General features: G+C 68.6%; 17 protein-coding genes and 2 tRNA genes. 15 read left to right on the forward strand and 4 right to left on the reverse strand.

Going from position 1 to position 20,160, the window contains the following annotated elements; translation table 11 throughout:
- Positions 1-135: 135 nt before the first annotated feature.
- Positions 136-1,311, reverse strand: coding sequence for an acyltransferase family protein (locus tag OOK38_RS19490; protein ID WP_266758740.1), 1,176 nt, complete (start codon positions 1,309-1,311; stop codon positions 136-138).
- A gap of 645 nt (positions 1,312-1,956) precedes the next feature.
- Here OOK38_RS19490 and OOK38_RS19495 point away from each other — a divergent pair.
- A complete protein-coding gene (locus tag OOK38_RS19495) occupies positions 1,957-2,151 on the forward strand; it encodes a hypothetical protein (protein WP_016435177.1) in 195 nt (64 codons plus the stop codon).
- Between the two features lie 198 nt (positions 2,152-2,349).
- A complete protein-coding gene (locus tag OOK38_RS19500; protein ID WP_266758738.1) occupies positions 2,350-2,793 on the forward strand; it encodes an NUDIX domain-containing protein in 444 nt (147 codons plus the stop codon).
- 40 nt (positions 2,794-2,833) lie between these two features.
- On the opposite strand, the gene OOK38_RS19505 is transcribed toward OOK38_RS19500, so the two are convergent.
- Positions 2,834-3,370, reverse strand: a complete 537-nt coding sequence (locus tag OOK38_RS19505; protein WP_266758736.1) for a hypothetical protein — start codon at positions 3,368-3,370, stop codon at positions 2,834-2,836.
- 324 nt (positions 3,371-3,694) lie between these two features.
- On the opposite strand from OOK38_RS19505, the gene OOK38_RS19510 reads away from it, so the two are divergent.
- The gene (locus OOK38_RS19510; protein ID WP_266758734.1) at positions 3,695-4,210 is read left to right on the forward strand and encodes a hypothetical protein; all 516 of its coding nucleotides are present in this window, start codon (positions 3,695-3,697) and stop codon (positions 4,208-4,210) included.
- A 194-nt stretch (positions 4,211-4,404) separates the two neighbouring features.
- Here the strand turns inward: OOK38_RS19510 and OOK38_RS19515 are convergent.
- A tRNA-Gly gene (locus OOK38_RS19515) sits at positions 4,405-4,478 on the reverse strand.
- 151 nt (positions 4,479-4,629) lie between these two features.
- Between OOK38_RS19515 and OOK38_RS19520 the strand changes: the two genes are divergently transcribed.
- The 5 genes from OOK38_RS19520 to clpX all read left to right on the forward strand — a co-directional run bounded on the left by OOK38_RS19520 (position 4,630) and on the right by clpX (position 9,562).
- Positions 4,630-4,706, forward strand: a tRNA-Pro gene (locus OOK38_RS19520).
- Positions 4,707-4,907: 201 nt separating this feature from the next.
- Complete coding sequence (gene tig / locus OOK38_RS19525; protein ID WP_266758732.1) at positions 4,908-6,293, forward strand: trigger factor; 1,386 nt, start codon at positions 4,908-4,910, stop codon at positions 6,291-6,293.
- Between the two features lie 419 nt (positions 6,294-6,712).
- The gene (locus OOK38_RS19530; RefSeq protein ID WP_060897745.1) at positions 6,713-7,318 is read left to right on the forward strand and encodes an ATP-dependent Clp protease proteolytic subunit; all 606 of its coding nucleotides are present in this window, start codon (positions 6,713-6,715) and stop codon (positions 7,316-7,318) included.
- 116 nt (positions 7,319-7,434) lie between these two features.
- A complete protein-coding gene (locus OOK38_RS19535) occupies positions 7,435-8,115 on the forward strand; it encodes an ATP-dependent Clp protease proteolytic subunit (RefSeq protein WP_266758730.1) in 681 nt (226 codons plus the stop codon).
- Between the two features lie 160 nt (positions 8,116-8,275).
- The gene (gene clpX, locus OOK38_RS19540; protein ID WP_266758728.1) at positions 8,276-9,562 is read left to right on the forward strand and encodes an ATP-dependent Clp protease ATP-binding subunit ClpX; all 1,287 of its coding nucleotides are present in this window, start codon (positions 8,276-8,278) and stop codon (positions 9,560-9,562) included.
- A 300-nt stretch (positions 9,563-9,862) separates the two neighbouring features.
- Here the strand turns inward: clpX and OOK38_RS19545 are convergent, their stop codons facing one another.
- Positions 9,863-10,825: a hypothetical protein gene (locus OOK38_RS19545; protein WP_266758726.1), complete on the reverse strand. Its 963-nt coding sequence runs from the start codon at positions 10,823-10,825 to the stop codon at positions 9,863-9,865.
- A gap of 136 nt (positions 10,826-10,961) precedes the next feature.
- Between OOK38_RS19545 and OOK38_RS19550 the strand changes: the two genes are divergently transcribed.
- From OOK38_RS19550 to mreD, 7 genes are all read left to right on the forward strand, one after another.
- Entirely contained in the window at positions 10,962-13,613 is a 2,652-nt protein-coding gene (locus OOK38_RS19550; protein WP_266758724.1) for a valine--tRNA ligase, read from the forward strand.
- Between the two features lie 372 nt (positions 13,614-13,985).
- Positions 13,986-15,524, forward strand: a complete 1,539-nt coding sequence (locus OOK38_RS19555; RefSeq protein ID WP_266758722.1) for a folylpolyglutamate synthase/dihydrofolate synthase family protein — start codon at positions 13,986-13,988, stop codon at positions 15,522-15,524.
- 5 nt (positions 15,525-15,529) lie between these two features.
- Complete coding sequence (locus OOK38_RS19560) at positions 15,530-15,913, forward strand: DUF4233 domain-containing protein (RefSeq protein WP_266758720.1); 384 nt, start codon at positions 15,530-15,532, stop codon at positions 15,911-15,913.
- A 433-nt stretch (positions 15,914-16,346) separates the two neighbouring features.
- A complete protein-coding gene (gene ndk / locus OOK38_RS19565; RefSeq protein WP_266758718.1) occupies positions 16,347-16,760 on the forward strand; it encodes a nucleoside-diphosphate kinase in 414 nt (137 codons plus the stop codon).
- 429 nt (positions 16,761-17,189) lie between these two features.
- The gene (locus tag OOK38_RS19570) at positions 17,190-18,209 is read left to right on the forward strand and encodes a rod shape-determining protein (RefSeq protein ID WP_266758716.1); all 1,020 of its coding nucleotides are present in this window, start codon (positions 17,190-17,192) and stop codon (positions 18,207-18,209) included.
- Between the two features lie 222 nt (positions 18,210-18,431).
- Positions 18,432-19,370 carry a rod shape-determining protein MreC gene (mreC, locus tag OOK38_RS19575; protein ID WP_266758714.1) on the forward strand — a complete coding sequence of 313 codons (939 nt, stop codon included), beginning with the start codon at positions 18,432-18,434 and terminating at the stop codon, positions 19,368-19,370.
- Positions 19,371-19,388: 18 nt separating this feature from the next.
- Positions 19,389-20,060 carry a rod shape-determining protein MreD gene (gene mreD / locus OOK38_RS19580; RefSeq protein ID WP_266758712.1) on the forward strand — a complete coding sequence of 224 codons (672 nt, stop codon included), beginning with the start codon at positions 19,389-19,391 and terminating at the stop codon, positions 20,058-20,060.
- Positions 20,061-20,160 lie beyond the last annotated feature (100 nt).

The raw sequence follows: 20,160 nt of genomic DNA on the forward strand, positions 1-20,160 counted from the left end.
GGCGCCCTCGCGCCGTCGCGGCACGTATAAGGGGCGGGTCCGGAGATCCGGACCTGCCCCTCTCGTACGGCCGTCGGCCACACGCCCGTCGGTCACGTGCCCTCGGTCTCATCCGGCCGGTCAAGCGTCGGCCGGTCAAGCGTTGGTCTTCGCCCGCTCCCGTGCGAGGTCGGCCGCGTCCCGTTTGAAGGCCCACGCCATCTTCGGCTCCATCGCGAAGCGGAACACCCGCTGGACGGGCCGCGTGCACAGCACGGTCACGAGCGAGACGGCGGCGAACGTCACGCACACCTCGCCGAGCGGCTTGTGCACCCATCCGTGGTCGAACCAGCCCCAGAAGTCGGACCCCTTGATCACGAAGCCGTGCAGCAGATAGCCGTACAGCGTGCCCGCGCCGAGCGCCGTGAACCACATCTTCCGCCGCGGCACCCAGGCGAAGAAGCACGCGGTGAGCACCAGCGAGCAGCCGTAGAGCGCGAGCGTCATGACGACACCGGCCCACCAGGGAGCGCCCAGCTCCTGCGCGCTGTCGCGGTGGTAGAACCAGGTGGCGTTCATCCGGGGCGCCGCCCAGTAGCCCACGACCAGCGCCGCGGCCAGGATCGGCACCGACAGGACGCGTATCTCGCGACGGCGCACCATCTGGAAGTGCTCGGGCTTCATGAGCAGGCCGAGAACGAAGAACGGCAGGAACTGCAGCACCCGCTGGAGGTCCAGGTCGTCACCGATCTCGGGCGAGACGGCCGCGAGCAGGGCGAGACACAGGGCGATGGGAAGCGGCCAGCGGACCACCTTCCACAGGGGGGTCGTCAGGCGCCAGACGAAGAGCGCGATCAGGAACCAGGTGAGATACCAGGGATCGAGCAGGCTGATCTCCTGGTCCGACACGCCCCCGGCCCAGCGGTTGAAGAGGGAGTACGCGGTCTCGAACAGGACGTACGGGACGACGACGCCGGTGACCAGCCGCTTCAGGCGGTCGGGGCGCATGTCGAAACTGCGCGAGAAGTAGCCGGAGATGATGATGAAGGCCGGCATGTGAAACGTGTACACGACCGTGTACAGCGTCTCCGCGACACGGCTCTGGCTCTTCAGCGGCTCCCACACGTGCCCCATGGCCACGAACGCGATCGCCAGGTACTTGGCGTTGTCGAAGAACGCGTCGCGCTGCCCGGCGGGCTTGCCGCGCGGTGCTGCGCCGGTGGTCGCCGCGGTGACCTGATGCGAGCGCGGGGCGGGCACTCCGCCCGTCAGCTGCTGCGCCGGCGGGAGCGGTGATCTGTGGTGGTCGTGGGGTCGGAGCGAGTTGGTCACAGGCCCTCCCGCCAAGAACTCCGGGAGACGACCCTGGACCTCGCTGCGCGTTCGGGGGACGTGGCGGCGTGGAACATCTGAGGCACCCTAGCCTTGTCTGTGCGTTCTCGTAAAACGCCCGATGTCATTCCTGCTTATCGCCTGCGCCTACCCCGGATTTGGAGATGTGTGCCTACCGGTTCGCAAGTAGTTCCGGATACCGATTCGCTTACCACGATGGGGCGTTCTGTCCTACTTCATGCCGACTAAATAGTGCATAGCACCCGCGGGCGACTCTGGGGTTATGTCCGGTTCAGTAGGCTTTGGTTGCCCGTCCTCGGCGTTCGCGGTGTGCCTGTGGCAACAATTCGAATTACCTGCGAACAAGGTGTGTGGACACAGCAACGGTCGCTCTGAATTCCCTGTGCGGCGCGCCTTCGAATTGCGCTGCGCAGGCGCGCGGTTGACGTGTTCCGGGGGAGTGGGGGAGCGCGGCGCCGGTCCGCGCCGGCGGGTTCCCGGACCGTTCCCGGGTCTGTCCTTGGCCAACGATGCGTCACCTGTCGCATACGAGTGGCCTGTTGGTGGCACGATGGTTCTGGCGGGGGTGTGCGGGGCTGCACCTCCGGGCCGGGAGAGCGGACCGACCGTAGGGTGTGATCAGTTGTGGCCATTTCGCTGTCAGTGGTGCTGCTGTTGGCGATCATCCTCGTGGTGCTGATCCGAGGGGGATCGATCAAGGCGGGACCTGCCATCGTCGCGGTGCTCTTCGGCTTCTTCCTCGCGTCGACCGGCATGGCTCCGTCCATCAACCGGTTCCTCAACTCGATAGCGGAGACCATCAACTCGATCAGCTTCTGAACGGGACCCGACGAAAGGCCCCACCGCCGGCCCGCGGACGTGCGCGGGGCGCGCGGCGCGCCGTGTGCCGACCGATGCCGCCGACTCCACCGGCACCGGCCACGGGCACCTCTGTCCCCGAAGAGGCCACCGGCGCGGACGCTTTCCCGCCCCGGCGGGACGACGGGCAGCTCTGCCCCCGAAGATGCGGTGGTCGTGATGAAGGGGACGAAGGTCCGCCACAACGTCCGCGCGGTCCTGCGCGACGGGGAGCACCTGGTGTTCCTGCGCCGGGAATGGCCGGGCGGCTCTCCCTACTGCACCACCGTCGGCGGCGGCGTCGAACCCCGCGACGCAGACCTGGAGGCGGCCCTGCGCCGCGAGGTCATGGAGGAGATCGGCGCCACCATCGGCCCGGCCGTCGAGTTCCTGACCCTGACCGAACCGGGCGGGCGGACGACCGTCGTACGGCACTACTTCCGCGCCGATGTGCTGGACCTGGATCCGGACCGCCGCGACGGCCCCGAACTCGACGACCCCGACACGGGCGACTTCTCCACGGTCCACGTCGCGCCGGAGGCATCGGCCCTGAGGGCGCTCGAACTCCAGCCGCCCGAACTCGCCGCCTACCTGTGTGAACACGCCGAGGACTGGCGCACGTGACGCCTGACGGGGACGGGGCGGGGCCGCCACGCGGGGGCGGTCAGGGCAGAAGTGCCGTGACGCCCTTCACCAGCAGCGCGACCACCGCCACCACGATCGGTACGGCGAGGATCAGCTCCACGATCCCCGGCGCCGGGACCACGGTCGTTTCACCGGCGTGACCGGCGTCCGACCGTTGCTCGCGCGCCCGCTCCAGTTCTTCGATCACCTTCCTGTGGCGGCCGAAGGAGGGCCAGCGGCTGAACGCCTCGACCGGGATGATCCGGTCCCCGTCCAGCGTGAGACTGAGGCTTCCGCTCCTGGCGTCCCAGTTCAGGCGCCGCACCGCCTGCCACGGAATCTCGTACGTTCGGTAGAGGTTGCGGATCACCACGACGGTCCGGTCGTAGCGCACGAGCGGAACGAGCTGGACTCTCCCCACGAACGCCATGAGGCTCAGCAGGCTGATGAGGCCCGAGACCTTCACGACCGTCACCTCCGGCAGGGAACGGATGGCCAGCGCCATGGCGCCCGCCACGACCACGATGGCCAGCGCGGCCATCGCCTGCCGGTCCCGCCAAGGCCTTATCCGACGCACCGTCGCTTCCTTCGGTCGTGCCGCCTCTCCACTTCGCCGGAGCGGACGCAGAGGGAGACCGTAGGCCACACGGTCACATCAGGAACAGAGGCGCGTGATGCGATGGGCCGGCACGACGGGCTCACCGGGAAGCGGATCGACTCCACGGACCCGTACGGCGACGATGTCCGTGACGATGGGGGATCGGGCCGGAAGTTTCGTCAAGCGCCGGCGGAAGGACTCCGGGACGTCCTTGGCGGGCAACTCCATCGTGGCGAGGCCCTCGCGGGTACGTACCTCCAGCCGAGTGTTAGCGGATATCGGTCACTTGGGTAGCACCTTCGGGTGGACTGGATAACCCCGCTGAGCACCTTGGCCGGAGCTGTGGTCGGTGTGAGTTCTGCGTTGCTCGCTGAGCGCGTCCGATGGCGCCGTGACCAGCACAAGGAAGTGGCTCAGACGCGGAGGGTCGTCTACTCCGACTTCCTCATGGCGTTGAGCCGCGGCCACTCCGACATGCGGACGGCAGTCCTGCAACACGATGGTTCGACCGGTGACCGACTCTACGGGGCCCTTCATCAGGCATTGGACGGCTCGGGCATCTGGCGGCTGCGGCAGACCCTGTCACTCACGACCTCGGCCGAGATCATTCAACTGGCTGTGATGGCGTGTGAGGCGCTGACTCGGATGAGAGACCTCCTTGTCGAGGACCCTGATCTCAAAGGCGACGCGTACTTCAGGGTTCGGGCCGACCTGTGGAGGGAGAACGCTCACCTCCGGGAGGCCATGCGCAAGGACCTGGGGATGGATGGGCCCCCGGATCCCGACGTCGGCCGGTATCGGTACCCGGCTGCATCGTGAGGGGTCGGCGGGGATCGCCGGAAGTCCCCAGCCTCCGTCCATGCCCCGCATGGGCCACAGCCCCGCCCGTGCTGCGCTGAGAAGCCCAACGGGCACGCAGCGGGCACGCAGCGGGCACGGAGGGCTGATCGGAGCCCCCGGAAACGACTAGGGCCAGGCGGAGGAATGAACCTCCGGCCTGGCCCTACGTCATATGGAGCGGGCGACGGGAATCGAACCCGCGTAGCTAGTTTGGAAGACTAGTGCTCTACCATTGAGCTACGCCCGCACAGGGTGCGCCGCAGGTCAGCGACCGCGGCACAGAAAGCATCGTAGCGGGTCGGACGCCCACATCGCACACCCCATTCCCACCCGCGTCGGCGCTCGCGAAATGCGGCAACCGCACTGCCTGCGGGCATGTACCCTACGTGTCGCACCGACGGGGTGTGGCGCAGCTTGGTAGCGCGTCCGCTTTGGGAGCGGAAGGCCGTGGGTTCAAATCCCGCCACCCCGACCACCGGCAGTAACCCGCCAGGGCTCGGCCCGGACAAGATCACCTTTTGGGGCGTGTACCGCCTGCGGTTACTATGCAAGCTGCGTGCCCGTATGTCTGCAGTGTTACGTCTCTCAAGGGCCGCGAATCCGCCCAAGGCTGTGCCCGACCGGCAGCAGCACGCAGCAGAACCCCCCAAGAAGTCAGCCACAAGGAGACCGAACCGTGAAGAGCGCCGTGGAGACCCTGAACCCGACCCGGGTTCGGCTCACTGTCGAGGTGCCCTTCGAGGAGCTCAAGGACAGCCTCGACGCGGCGTACAAGAAGATCAACCAGCAGGTCACGGTGAAGGGGTTCCGGAAGGGCAAGATCCCGGCGCGCATCATCGACCAGCGGTTCGGTCGCGGCGCCGTGCTCGAAGAGGCCGTCAATGACGCGCTCCCGAAGTTCTACACCGAAGCGGTCAACGAGGCTGAGCTGAATGTCCTCGGACAGCCCGAGGTCGACATCACCGAGCTGAAGGACGGCGAGACGCTGAACTTCACCGCCGAGGTCGACATCCGCCCGGCCATCGAGATCCCGGACTACTCCGGCATCGAGGTCGAGGTCGACGCCGTCGAGGTCAGCGACGAGGACATCGAGAAGGCCGTCTCCGACCTGCGCGAGCGCTTCGCCTCGACCTCCCCGGTCGAGCGCGCCGCCCAGGACGACGACGTCGTCACCCTCGACCTCGAGGCCAAGGTCGACGGCGAGGTCCTCGAGGACGGCATCGCCAGCGGTGTCTCGTACACCATCGGCTCGGGCGAGCTGCTCGAAGGCATCGACGACGCCGTGAAGGGCCTGGAGGCCGGTGGCGAGACCACCTTCACCTCCGAGCTCAAGGGCGGCTCCGCCGCCGGCAAGGCTGCCGAGGTCACCGTCAAGGTCACCCAGGTCGCCGCCCGTGAACTGCCCGAGCTGGACGACGAGTTCGCGCAGCTCGCCTCCGAGTTCGACACCCTCGAGGAGCTCAAGGCGGACAGCCGCAAGCGCCTCGAGAACATGAAGCAGTACGACCAGGCCACGCAGGCCCAGGAGCGCGTCCTGGAGAAGCTGCTCGAGCTGGTCGAGGTGCCCGTCCCCGAGAAGCTGCTCGAGGACGAGATCAACACCCGCAAGCACAACCTCGAGCACCACCAGCTCGGCCAGATGGGCCTCGACCTCGCGAAGTACCTGGAGATCCAGGGCAAGACCGAGGAAGAGTTCGACGCCGAGACCAAGGAAGCCGCGGTCAAGGGCATCAAGACGCAGTTCGTCCTGGACGAGCTCGTCAACAAGGAGAAGCTGAACGTCAACCAGGAGGAGCTCACCGAGCACCTCATGCGGCGCGCCGCCTCCTCCGGCATGTCCCCCGACCAGTTCGCCCAGGCCGTCGTCGAGGGCGGCCAGGTTCCGATGCTCGTCGGCGAGGTCGCCCGCGGCAAGGCCCTCGCGGTCGTCGTCGAGGCCGCCACGGTCAAGGACACCAACGGCGAGGTCGTCGACCTCGACGACGAGGAGGACGAGACGGCCGAGACCGTCGAGGCCACCGAGGGTGCCGAGGCCGAGGCCGAGGACAAGCCCGAGGCCTGATCACCTCACAAGCACGCCTTGACGGGCCCCCGGGGACTTCATGTCCCCGGGGGCCCGTCCGCTTTTGGGGGCGCGGGGAACTGCGCGAGCAACCCCCACCGGGCCGGCAGCCGCGTCTCCCGGCCCCAGACGACCCGACGGGTGCGGCTTTCCGGGGGTCGGGCGCCGCCGTCCAGCTCCTCGGACGGCGGCACCCGGGACCCCGGTCGAGCCGGCGCGGCGCATGCGCTCACAGCGAACAGTTCCCTCTGCGGGATTCTCCGGACGGACCCGCGCGTTAGGGTCCATGAATACGAGGGCAGGGGAGTCCCCGGACGCCGTCGGGAGGCGGCGCGGAACCCGGGGTCCCAGGCCCTGCAGAAGACGTGAGACGGCCCGGCGCCGTCGCAAGACGAGCAGGTGGATACGTGACGAATCTGATGCCCACAGCTGCCGGCGACCCTATCGGTGGTGGCCTCGGCGACCAGGTCTACAACCGACTGCTCGGCGAGCGGATCATCTTCCTCGGCCAGGCGGTCGACGATGACATCGCCAACAAGATCACGGCGCAGCTGCTGCTCCTTGCCTCCGACCCGGACAAGGACATCTACCTTTACATCAACAGCCCCGGCGGATCGATCACGGCCGGCATGGCGATCTACGACACCATGCAGTACATCAAGAACGACGTGGTGACGATCGCCATGGGCATGGCGGCCTCGATGGGCCAGTTCCTGCTCAGCGCCGGTACTCCCGGCAAGCGCTTCGCCCTGCCGAACGCCGAGATCCTGATCCACCAGCCCTCCGCGGGCCTCGCGGGCTCCGCGTCGGACATCAAGATCCACGCGGAGCGGCTGCTGCACACCAAGAAGCGGATGGCGGAGCTGACCTCCTTCCACACCGGTCAGACCGTCGAGCAGATCACTCGTGACTCGGACCGCGACCGCTGGTTCGACCCGATCGAGGCCAAGGAGTACGGCCTCATCGACGACATCATGCCCACCGCTGCCGGTATGCCGGGCGGCGGCGGCACCGGGGCGGCGTAAGCCCCTCCAGCGCCCCCGAGGGCGGCGCAGGGCCCTTCCCCGCCCCTGGGCGGCACCGGGCCCCCGCCGCGCCCTCAGCCGACCGCTCAGCCCTTTTCAGGCTTTCAGGAGACACAGTGAACGACTTCCCCGGCAGCGGCCTCTTCGCCCGCACGCAGGCCGAGTACACCGGTCCTCGCGCGGAGTCCCGCTACGTCATCCCGCGCTTCGTCGAGCGCACCTCGCAGGGCGTGCGTGAGTACGACCCCTACGCGAAGCTGTTCGAGGAGCGGGTGATCTTCCTCGGCGTGCAGATCGACGACGCCTCCGCCAACGACGTCATGGCGCAGCTGCTGTGCCTGGAGTCGATGGACCCCGACCGTGACATCTCGGTCTACATCAACAGCCCCGGTGGCTCGTTCACGGCCCTCACGGCCATTTACGACACGATGCAGTTCGTGAAGCCGGACATTCAGACGGTCTGCATGGGACAGGCCGCCTCGGCCGCCGCGATCCTGCTGGCCGCCGGTACGCCGGGCAAGCGCATGGCACTTCCGAACGCCCGTGTACTGATCCACCAGCCCTACAGCGAGACCGGCCGCGGGCAGGTCTCGGACCTCGAGATCGCGGCGAACGAGATCCTCCGGATGCGCGCGCAGCTGGAAGACATGCTGGCCAAGCACTCGACGACGCCGATCGAGAAGATCCGCGAGGACATCGAGCGCGACAAGATCCTCACGGCCGAGGACGCCCTGGCGTACGGCCTGATCGATCAGATCATCTCCACCCGGAAGATGAACAACTCCGCGGTCGTGTGACGTATCGCTGTATCGTCTGCCGCTCCTTGGCGCGGTTCACGACAAAGTGAACCGCGCCAAGGGGGGCCCGAACGAGGGGCTCGGCAAGGTACCGTCGGACATAAGGCAGCACCAGGAGCCGCTGGACCTAGGCGTCTCCCAGGCGAAGGGGAAGCACACCGTGGCACGCATCGGTGACGGCGGCGATCTGCTCAAGTGCTCGTTCTGTGGCAAGAGCCAGAAGCAGGTCAAGAAGCTCATCGCAGGCCCCGGTGTGTACATCTGCGACGAGTGCATCGATCTCTGCAACGAGATCATCGAGGAAGAACTCGCGGAGACGAGCGAGGTGCGCTGGGAGGAACTCCCCAAGCCCCGCGAGATCTACGAGTTCCTCGAGGGGTACGTGGTCGGTCAGGAGTCGGCGAAGAAGGCCCTCTCGGTCGCGGTGTACAACCACTACAAGCGGGTCCAGGCCGGTGAGAACAGCGCGGGCCAGAACCGCGAGGACGCCATCGAGTTGGCGAAGTCCAACATCCTCCTGCTGGGCCCCACGGGTTCCGGCAAGACGCTCCTCGCCCAGACCCTCGCGCGCATGCTGAACGTTCCGTTCGCCATCGCCGACGCGACGGCTCTGACGGAGGCGGGATACGTCGGCGAGGACGTCGAGAACATCCTGCTGAAGCTGATCCAGGCCGCCGACTACGACGTCAAGAAGGCCGAGACCGGGATCATCTACATCGACGAGATCGACAAGGTCGCCCGTAAGAGCGAAAACCCGTCGATCACGCGCGATGTGTCCGGCGAGGGCGTGCAGCAGGCTCTCCTGAAGATCCTCGAGGGCACGACGGCCTCGGTGCCGCCGCAGGGCGGACGCAAGCACCCGCACCAGGAGTTCATCCAGATCGACACGACGAACGTCCTGTTCATCGTGGGCGGTGCCTTCTCGGGCCTGGAGAAGCTCATCGAGTCCCGGGCCGGCGCGAAGGGCATCGGCTTCGGCGCGACGATCCGCTCGAAGCGCGAGCTGGAGTCCAAGGACCAGTTCGAGGACGTCATGCCGGAGGACCTGGTCAAGTTCGGCATGATCCCCGAGTTCATCGGCCGTCTCCCGGTGATCACCTCGGTCCACAACCTGGACCGCGAGGCCCTCCTTCAGATCCTGGTCGAGCCGCGCAACGCCCTGGTGAAGCAGTACCAGCGCCTCTTCGAACTCGACGGCGTGGAGCTGGACTTCGAGCGAGAGGCCCTGGAGGCCATCGCCGACCAGGCCATCCTCCGCCAGACCGGCGCCCGAGGCCTGCGCGCCATCATGGAGGAAGTCCTCCAGGCCGTGATGTACGAGGTTCCGTCCCGCAAGGACGTCGCCCGCGTCGTCATCACCGCCGACGTGGTCCTGAGGAACGTCAACCCGACCCTGATCCCGCGCGACGCGCGGGGCCGGGGCCCGGGGGAGCAGAAGACGGCCTAGTCACCACCCGCACGACGAAGGGGCGCCCGGCGAGCAATCGCCGGGCGCCCCTTGTCATTTGCTGGAAATGCGTCCGTGGAACCGAGGACGGGCGGGTCCGTAGAGCCGGGGACGGGCGGTCCGTGGAACTGGGGACGGGCGGGTCCGTAGAGCCGGGGACGGGCGGTCCGTGGAACCGAGGACGGGCGGGTCCGTAGAGCCGGGGACGGGTGGTCCCTGGAACCGGGGACGGCGGATCGGCGTGGGGGCCCGGCCATCGGCCGGGCCCCCACGTGCCGAGTCCTCCGCGGACGGTCGGCGTCAGATCTTGACGCGGACGTCCTTGCGCAGCTTCGCGGCGATTTCGGCCGCGGCCTCGGGCGTGCTGCCCTTGCCGGCCATCATGCTCGCGTAGTCGATCGGCATCACGAACCCGAGCGTGCTGTGGTCGCCCCAGATGCAGACCGGCATCGTGAACTCGCTGGGGCCGGCGCTGGCACCCGTGTCCGACGAGTCGTTCTTGATCTTGACTTCCTGGCACTTGAGGACGGCACCGTCGAGCGCGCTCGGGCTGTAAGCCTTCGGGCTGCCGACGAGTTCGCCGTCCTTGGTGCCTTCCTTCTGCTGGTTCTTCTTCATCTCGGCGAACATGCTGTCGACGGTCGCCTCAGGGTCGTCGATGGTTCCCCAGACGCCACCGAACGAGAGCTGCTTCATCGCGAGCGGGTTGCTCTCGTCACCCGACTGGTAGGCCGCGCTGACGTCCTTGGGGTTCTTCACACCCCAGCCCTCGGCGTCCTTCAGGTCGTTCTTGGTCATGCCGCCGCTGTCGCTGCTGTTGGTCGACTTCTTGTACTCGCCGCCGAGGACCTTCGCCGGCGTCGTCAGCTTGTGGGCTCCGTCGTCGGCCACGTCCGAGCCGCCGCTGCTGTTCCCCGCGAAGAGGAGGTACCCGCCCACCGCGATCGCCGCCACCACGGCGACGGCGCCGATTATCAGGCCCGTCTTCTTCTTGCCGCCCGACGGCTCGGGAGGCATCGGGACCGTGCCGTAGGGAGGCTGCTGGCCGTACGGGGGCTGCTGGCCGTACGGAGGGGTCGGCGGCTGGGCACCATGGGGAGCCTGCGGGGGGTAGCCGTAGCCGGGCTGCGCGGGGGGAGCCTGCTGCGGGTAACCGTAGCCAGGCTGGGGGGCCTGCGGCTGCTGGCCGTAGGGGCCCGGCTGACCCTGCGGTCCGGGCTGCTGGGGCTGCCCGCCGTACGGGCCCGGCTGGTTGTAGCTCATTTCTGGGTTCCCCTCCGCATGCTTATGTGTTCCGGACATCCTGACGCACAGGTCACGCGCCCAGGCCCGCGGGGGCCCCACCGTTACGAAGTAATCCCGTTTCGGGACAGGGGCGTGACGCCCCTAAACTGACCCCGTGACCGAAAACGCTCAGCAGCAGCCATCAGAGCCCAACACCGAACTGCCGACCCAGTACGCGCCGGCCGATGTAGAGGGGCCGCTGTACGAGCGCTGGGTAGAGCGCGGTTACTTCGAGGCGGACGCGAAGAGCGACAAGCCTCCGTTCACGGTCGTCATCCCGCCGCCGAACGTCACGGGCAGCCTCCACCTCGGACACGCCTTCGAACACACCCTCATCGACGCCCTCACGCGCCGTAAGCGCATGCAGGGTTTCGAGACGCTGTGGCAGCCCGGCATGGACCACGCCGGCATCGCCACGCAGAACGTCGTCGAGCGGGAGCTCGGCAAGGAGGGCAAGTCGCGGCACGACCTCGGCCGGGAGGCGTTCGTCGAGCGCGTCTGGCAGTGGAAGGCCGAGTCCGGCGGGCAGATCTCCGGCCAGATGCGCCGCCTCGGCGACGGCGTCGCCTGGTCGCGTGAGCGCTTCACCATGGACGAGGGGCTGTCCCAGTCCGTCCAGACCATCTTCAAGAAGCTCTACGACGACGAGCTGATCTACCGCGCCGAGCGCATCATCAACTGGTGCCCGCGCTGCCTCACCGCCATCTCGGACATCGAGGTCGAGTACCAGGACGACGACGGCGAGCTGGTCTCCATGAAGTACGGGGAGGGGGACGACGCCATCGTCGTCGCCACCACCCGTGCCGAGACCATGCTCGGTGACACCGCCGTCGCCGTTCACCCGAGCGACGAGCGGTACAAGCACCTCGTCGGCAAGCTCATCAGGCTGCCGCTGACCGAGCGTTACATCCCGGTCGTCGCGGACGAGCACGTCGACCCCGAGTTCGGCACCGGCGCGGTCAAGGTGACGCCCGCCCATGACCCGAACGACTTCGAGATCGGGCAGCGCCACAACCTGCCCAACATCGCCGTCATGGACGAGCACGCGGTCATCACGGTCCCGGGCCCCTTCCAGGGCCTGGACCGTCTGGAGGCCCGTTCCGCGATCGTCGGCGCGCTGCGCGCCGAAGGCCGGATCGTCGCCGAGAAGCGGCCGTACAGCCACTCCGTCGGCCACTGCTCGCGCTGCAAGACCACCATCGAGCCGCGCCTTTCCATGCAGTGGTGGGTCAAGGTCGGTCCGCTGGCGAAGGCCGCGGGCGACGCCGTCCGCGACGGCCGCGTCAAGATCCACCCGCAGGAGATGGAGAAGCGGTACTTCGACTGGGTCGACAACCTCCACGACTGGTGCATCTCGCGGCAGTTGTGGTGGGGCCACCGGATTCCGGTCTGGTACGGGCCGAACGGCGAGATCGTCTGCGTCGGTCCCGACGACGAGGCGCCGACGGGCGACGGCTGGCACCAGGACACCGACGTCCTCGACACCTGGTTCTCCTCCGGCCTGTGGCCGTTCTCCACGCTCGGCTGGCCCGAACAGACCGAGAGCCTCGCGAAGTTCTACCCGAACTCCGTCCTGGTCACCGGTTACGACATCCTCTTCTTCTGGGTCGCCCGGATGATGATGTTCGGCCTGTACGCGATGGACGGCACCCCGCCGTTCCACACCATCGCCCTGCACGGCATGGTCCGCGACCAGTTCGGCAAGAAGATGTCCAAGTCCTTCGGGAACGCGGTCAATCCGCTGGACTGGATGGACAAGTACGGCAGCGACGCACTCCGGTTCACGCTCGCGCGCGGCGCCAACCCCGGTGTCGACGTGCCGATCGGCGAGGACTGGGTCCAGGGCTCGCGCAACTTCGCCAACAAGATCTGGAACGCCACCCGCTTCGCGCTGATGAACGGTGCGACGGTCGAGGGTGAACTCCCGTCCGCCGAGGAGCTGTCGGCCACCGACCGCTGGATCCTGTCCCGGCTGAACGCCACGGTCGCCGAAGTGGACGCCCTGTACGACGACTTCCAGTTCGCCAAGCTGTCGGACGCCCTGTTCCACTTCGCGTGGGACGAGGTCTTCGACTGGTACGTCGAGCTGTCCAAGACGACGTTCATGGCGGGCGGCGAGCCCGCGAAGGTCTCCGGCCGGGTCCTCGGTGAGGTCCTGGACGTGACCCTGCGGCTCCTGCACCCGATCGTCCCGTTCGTGACGGAGACCCTCTGGACCACCCTCACGGGCGGCGAGTCGGTCGTCATCGCGGAGTGGCCGAAGGCCGTGTCCGTTCCCGGTGCCGAGGCGGCGGGCGGGTTCCGCGACATCGCCGCCGAGCAGGAGATCGAGAAGCTCCAGCAGGTCATCACGGAGGTCCGCCGCTTCCGTGCCGACCAGGGCCTCCAGCCGGGCCAGCGGGTCCCGGCCCGGCTGACCCTCGACGGGACCGCGCTGGCCCCGCACGAGGCGGCCATCCGTCAGCTGCTGCGTCTCCAGCCGGAGGGCGAGAGCTTCTCGGCCACGGCGACGCTGCCGGTGGCCGGTGCCACGGTCGCCCTCGACCTGTCGGGCACGATCGACTTCGTCGCGGAGCGCAAGCGGCTCGCCAAGGACCTTGCCGCCGCCGAGAAGGAGAAGGCCCAGGCGAACGGAAAGCTCGGCAACGAGGCGTTCCTCGCCAAGGCCCCGGACAACGTCGTGGAGAAGATCCGCGGACGGCTCGCCAAGGCGGACGAGGACATCGCCCGCATCCAGGAGCAGCTGAACCGCCTGCCCGAGGCGTAGCCGTTCGCCGCTGCCCAAGCGAAGGCGCCCCGGACCGTTCGGTCCCGGGGGGCCTTCCGCCGTACCCGGCCAGACTTTTCTTCGCCCCCGCCGCCCCTTCCCGTGGGCGCTGCCCCCGGACCCCCGCTCCCCAATCGCCGGAGGGGCTGAATTTCTCTCGTCCGGGGCTGGAAAGTCCTAGGCCCGTCCGGCGATTGAGGACGAGGCCGTCAGGCCGAAGCGGGGTCTGGGGGCGAAGCCCCCAGGGACGATGGGGGTCCCCCCTGGTCGAGCGAAGCCGAGACCTTGGGGGAGGGTAGGGGCGGAGGGGGCGAAATACCCCACGCGGCCCCACACGCCCCCACACCCCGCCACCCTCCGTAGACTGGCCCCGTGAGTGACCTCCCCCCGCACGACAGCAGCGCGTCCGACGAGCCGGAACCCCGTGACCCGCACGGTCTCTTCGACGAGATCGTGGCCGCGGAGACCGACCGCGACCCCGACCTCGCGGTGATCGAGGCCGGCAGCCGTACTCTGCGCGCCCAGGGCAGCGGCGGCCCGCAGGCCGATGTACCCGGGCGTCCTTCCGACCCCGAGGTCGACAAGGCGCTGCGCGAGGTGGAGGCCGAGCTCGCCACCCGCTGGGGCGAGACCAAGCTGGAGCCGTCCGTCAGCCGGATCGCGGCACTGATGGACGTCCTGGGGGAGCCGCAGCGCGCGTACCCCTCGATCCACATCACGGGCACGAACGGCAAGACCTCCACCGCCCGCATGATCGAGGCGCTGCTGAGCGCCTTCGACCTGCGTACCGGCCGCTACACCAGCCCTCACGTGCAGTCGATCACCGAGCGGATCAGCCTGGACGGGGCCCCGATCCCCGCCGAGCGGTTCGTCGAGACGTACAACGACATCAAGCCCTACATCGAGATGATCGACGGGCAGCAGGAGTACCGGCTGTCGTTCTTCGAGGTGCTCACCGGCATGGCGTACGCCGCCTTCGCCGACGCGCCCGTGGACGTCGCCGTCGTCGAGGTCGGCATGGGCGGCAGCTGGGACGCCACCAACGTGATCGACGGGGACGTCGCCGTCGTGACCCCCATCGACCTCGACCACACCGACCGGCTCGGTGAGACGCCCGGCGAGATCGCCACCGAGAAGGCGGGCATCGTCAAGCAGGACGCCACCGTCATCCTGGCGCAGCAGCCGGTCGACGCGGCCCAGGTGCTGCTGAAGAAGGCCGTCGAGGTCGACGCGACGGTGGCCCGCGAGGGACTCGAATTCGGTGTCGTCGCACGCCAGGTCGCCGTCGGCGGGCAGCTGCTCACGCTGCGCGGCCTCGGCGGGGAGTACGAAGAGGTCTTCCTGCCGCTGCACGGCGCCTACCAGGCCCACAACGCCGCCGTGGCGCTCGCCGCGGTCGAGGCGTTCTTCGGGGTCGGCTCGGCGCACGCCCAGCGGCTCGACATCGACACCGTGCGCAAGGCGTTCGCCACGGTCACCTCGCCGGGTCGCCTGGAGATCGTGCGGCGGTCGCCGACCGTCGTGCTCGACGCCGCGCACAACCCGGCGGGTGCCCGCGCCACCGCCGAGGCGGTGAGCGAGGTGTTCGATTTCAGCCGGCTGATCGGGGTCGTCGGCGCGAGCGGCGACAAGAACGTACGGGGGCTGCTCGAAGCCTTCGAGCCGATCTTCGCCGAGGTCGTCGTCACGCAGAACTCCAGCCATCGCGCGATGGACGCGGACGAACTGGCCGGGATCGCCGTCGAGGTCTTCGGCGAGGACCGGGTGCAGGTCGAACCGCGGCTCGACGACGCGCTGGAGGCCGCGATCACGCTCGCCGAGGAAGAGGGCGAGTACGCGGGCGGCGGCGTGCTGGTCACCGGATCCGTCATCACGGTCGGCGAGGTCCGACTGCTCCTGGGGAGGGGCTGACTCTCGTGCGTACGCTCTGTGCTTCGACACTGATCGGCGAGTTCTTCGTCATCGGCTTCGCCGGACTCGTCGCCATGAAGGAACCCGATCTGGCCACGGCCACGGTCTGGACGGTCTGCGGAGTCCTGATGGCGCTCAGCGTGTTGCTGTGCGGCATGATCACGCGGCCCGGCGGTGTCCAGCTCGGCTGGGCGCTGCAGGTCCTGCTCATCGCCGGCGGCTTCGTCGTCCCGTCGATGTTCGTCCTGGGCGCGGCCTTCGCCGCCCTGTGGTGGGCGTCGGTTCACTACGGGCGGAAGATCGACGAGGCGAAGGCCAGGTTCGCCGCGCAGGCGCAGGCGCAGGCGCAGACCCAGCCGCATGCCGAGGCGGGCGGCACCCCGGCGTAAGCACGCCGGCGCGGGCGACGCCCGGTGTGACCACGCCGGGTCGGGTGCCCCCTGGCGAAACCGCACCGGGTCGGGGGACCCGGGCGCAACCACGCCGGCGCGCGCGACCCCCGGCGTAACCGCGCAGGGTCCGGCGACGCCCAACGAATCCGCGCCGGGTCGGGCAACGCCCGTGTATCCACGCAGGGTCGGGCAACGCCCGTGTATCCACGCAGGGTCGGGCAACGCCCGTGTATCCACGCCGGCGCGGGCGACCTCCTGCGTAACCGCGTGGGGTCGGGCGACGCCCGGTGTATCAACGCCGGGCACCTCGCTGTGGGCCGCGGTGGCCGTGGTGGCGCGTGCCCGTATCACCTGACGCTGTGTGACAGCCACCCGGACACGCCCTGTAGCCTCGGTCTTCCGCACCAGTGTGACCCGAAGGAGCCATCCCGTGAGCCAGCGCACCCTCGTCCTTCTCAAGCCCGACGCCGTCCGTCGCGGCCTGACCGGCGAGATCATCAGCCGTATCGAGCGCAAGGCCGGCTGGCAGATCACCGCGCTGGAGCTGCGGACGCTGGACCAGGAGACGCTGGAGCAGCACTACGGCGAGCACAAGGGCAAGCCCTTCTACGAGCCGCTGGTGGACTTCATGGCCTCCGGTCCGGTCGTGGCGCTGATCGTCGAGGGCGAGCGGGTCATCGAGGGCGTGCGCGCCCTCGCCGGCCCGACCGACCCGATCGCCGCCGCCCCCGGTTCCATCCGCGGTGACTTCGGCGTGATCGTCCGCGAGAACCTGATCCACGCCTCCGACTCCGAGGAGTCCGCCGAGCGCGAGGTGAAGATCTTCTTCCCCGGCCGCGCCTGAGCGTACGGACGTCGCGTCCGCGTCGTGCACGGAGAGTCACCCTTCGGCGTACGGACGGTCGCGTCGGGGGTGGCGGACGGTCTCGGGGAGGCCATCCGGACGATCTCCCGGGCGCGCCGGGCGCCACGTTTTGAAGAAATTTTCTGAGACTGCGTCAGCGCGGCTCGGACAGCCTGACCAGGGACGGCCGTGAAAAATCCGGCCGTCCCGTGGCATATGCGTGCTGATCGGGGGAACGCGTGACCCCGATGGCCCGTCTCCACAAGCGAGCGGGCTCGTCATCTGCTGACAATGGCGAAGACCCTCGCGCAGTGTTCGTGCAGGCGCGTCTACGATGGAAGCCTTCACGTCACTGCACCCACCTCGCCGTCCTAAAAAGCCGTCAAAGCTCCACTTGGGAAGGCCAGACGAATCCTGATGGGGAACTCAATGTCGTTCATCGGCCGTGACATGGCTGTCGACCTCGGGACCGCCAACACGCTGGTGTACGTCAGGGGTCGCGGGATCGTACTCAACGAGCCGTCCGTCGTCGCGATCAACACCAACACCGGCGGGATCCTCGCGGTCGGCGCGGAAGCGAAGAAGATGATCGGGCGGACGCCGGGCAACATCGTTGCCGTGCGCCCGCTGAAGGACGGCGTCATCGCCGACTTCGAGATCACCGAGCGCATGCTCCGCTACTTCATCCTGAAGATCCACAAGCGGCGCTACCTCGCCCGCCCCCGTGTCGTCGTCTGCGTGCCCTCCGGCATCACGGGCGTCGAGCGCCGTGCCGTCATCGAGGCGTCGTCCCAGGCCGGCGCCCGCCAGGTGCACATCATCGAGGAGCCCATGGCCGCGGCCATCGGCTCCGGCCTGCCGGTCCACGAGGCCACGGGCAACATGGTGGTGGACATCGGCGGCGGCACCACGGAGGTCGCGGTCATCTCGCTCGGCGGCATCGTCACCGCCCAGTCCATCCGCGTCGCGGGTGATGAGCTGGACAACGCGATCATCCAGTACATCAAGAAGGAGTACAGCCTCCTTCTCGGTGAGCGGACGGCCGAGCAGATCAAGATCACGATCGGTTCGGCGTACGACCTCGACACCGAGGAGCACACCGAGATCCGCGGCCGGGACCTGGTCTCCGGACTGCCCAAGACTGTCGTCATCTCGGCGTCGGAGGTCCGCAAGGCGATCGAGGAGCCGGTCAACGCGATCGTCGACGCCGTGAAGACGACGCTCGACAAGTGCCCGCCCGAGCTCTCCGGTGACGTGATGGACCGCGGAATCGTTCTGACCGGCGGCGGAGCCCTGCTGCGCGGCCTCGACGAGCGACTGCGGCGCGAGACCGGCATGCCGATCCACATCGCCGAGGACCCGCTGGACAGTGTGGCGCTCGGTTCCGGTAAGTGTGTCGAGGAGTTCGAGGCGCTCCAGCAGGTTCTGGACGCCCAGCCCCGCAGATGAGGTAACACTTCGATTCCGCCGTACGAGATGATCCCCTCTCGTACGGCGGATCGTTGGTATGGAGGCATAAACTCTCGCGACATAGAGTCATAACCTCTCCCATAACGCCCAGCCCGTCACGCACCCCCACCCCATCCCAGCCTCATCGCACCGTGGGCATCGTTTTCGCCCAGGGTGCGCCCCTGTTGACCCATTACAACGAGGAAGGCACGGCCGCCGCACGTGAGGGACACACGAGAGAGCCGGCTGCTCCTGGTGCTGCTGATCGCCATCGCGTTCGCACTGATCACGGTGGACATCCGCGGCGGGCAGGACTCACCGGTCGACGGTGCCCGCCAGGCCGCCGCGACGGTCTTCGGCCCGATCGAGAACGGGGTGTCGTCCGCGGTCGACCCCGTCGGCAACGCCATCGCCGCGGTCCGCGACTCGAGCACACGCCACGACCGCGTCGCTCAACTGGAGCACGACAACGCGGCGTTGAAGGCGAAGCTCGGCAGCGACGACCGCAACCGCAGCCGCCTCAAGCAGCTCGACAAGATGATCAAGGTGGCGGGCGAGGGCCAGTACGGGATCAAGGGCGCCGAGGTGATCGCCATAGGAGCGGCCCAGGGCTTCTCCTGGACCGTCACCATCGACGTCGGCGCCCACGACGGCATCAAGCGCGACATGACCGTCCTGAACGGCGACGGCCTGGTCGGCCGGGTCACCACCGTCGGCCCGGACACCGCGACCGTACTGCTCGCCAACGACCCCGACTTCACCGTGGGCACCCGCATGGAGTCGACGGACGAACTCGGCTTCGCCTCCGGGCAGGGCGACCGCCCGCTGCGCGTCGAACTCCTCAACGCCAAGGCGAAGATCAAGAAGGGCGACCGGCTGGTCACCTTCGGCTCGCAGGCCGACAAGCCGTTCGTGCCCGGCGTGCCCGTCGGTGCCGTCTCCCGTGTCGACCCGTCCGGCGGCGACCTCACCCGCACGATCTACGTCAGGCCGTACGTCTCGTTCACCAAGCTCGACATCGTCGGCGTCGTCGTCGCGGCTCCCAAGAGCGATCCGCGCGACACGGTACTGCCGCCGAAACCCAGACCCACGCCCACGCCGACCGTGACCGTGACGGTCACCCCCTCGGCGAACGCGCCCGTCGACGGCCAGCAGCAGTAGCAGGAGGAGCCGAATCCCATGCGTTTCAACAGGATGCTGCTCTCCGTCACCCTGGTGGTCGTCGCCCTGGTGATCCAGGTGAGCGTTCTTGCCCGACTTCATCTCCCGGGCGCCGTCCCGGACCTCGTCCTCCTGACCGTGCTCGCGCTCGCCATGGTCTACGGCCATGTCGGCGGCGCGCTCATCGGCTTCGGCGCGGGACTGCTCTCCGACCTCGCCCCGCCCGCCGACCACGCCGCGGGGCGCTACGCCCTCGTGCTCTGCGTCATCGGCTATCTCGCGGGCCTGGTCAAGCCGGAGAACGGCCGGCTCAAGTCGGCCACCGGACCGATGATCGTGGTCGTCGCCGCCGCGATCGGCTCCACCCTGCTGTACGCGAGTGTCGGCGCCCTCGTCGGCGACACCGCCGCCCGCCATGTCGGGCTCGGCAGCCTGCTGTTCACGGCCGCCGTCTACGACCTGCTGCTCGCGCCGTTCGTCGTCCCCGTGCTGATGGCACTGGCCCGGCGCGCCGAGAACGATCCGCTCGCCGAGGGCGGTTCGGCCTCCAAGGCGGCCGACGTCTCCACGGGCTGGCTGTCCTCCGGCACCGGGCTGCGCATCGGCAGCCAGCGCGGCGGACTGCGCGTGAAGGCGGCCAAGGCGCGGGTCGCCCGCGCCGGACGCATCAAGGGGGTCAAGCGGCTGTGACGACAGCGAAGAGGGCCACCCGGCGCACACCGCAAGCGCCGCACGCGTCACGGAACTTGACCGGCCGCGGTACCGCCGCGCACAGGTTCGCCGTGTACTC

The organism is Streptomyces sp. NBC_00568, from assembly GCF_026341855.1.
Classification (GTDB): domain Bacteria; phylum Actinomycetota; class Actinomycetes; order Streptomycetales; family Streptomycetaceae; genus Streptomyces.

Excerpts from the sequence above, each read along its gene's own strand:
- OOK38_RS19500 (WP_266758738.1), top strand. The coding sequence starts at position 2,350 with ATGAAGGGGACGAAGGTCCGCCACAACGTCCGCGCGGTCCTGCGCGAC.
- OOK38_RS19530 (WP_060897745.1), top strand. The coding sequence starts at position 6,713 with ATGCCCACAGCTGCCGGCGACCCTATCGGTGGTGGCCTCGGCGACCAG.
- OOK38_RS19545 (WP_266758726.1), bottom strand. The coding sequence starts at position 10,825 with ATGAGCTACAACCAGCCGGGCCCGTACGGCGGGCAGCCCCAGCAGCCC.
- OOK38_RS19570 (WP_266758716.1), top strand. The coding sequence starts at position 17,190 with ATGTCGTTCATCGGCCGTGACATGGCTGTCGACCTCGGGACCGCCAAC.
- mreD (WP_266758712.1), top strand. The coding sequence starts at position 19,389 with ATGCGTTTCAACAGGATGCTGCTCTCCGTCACCCTGGTGGTCGTCGCC.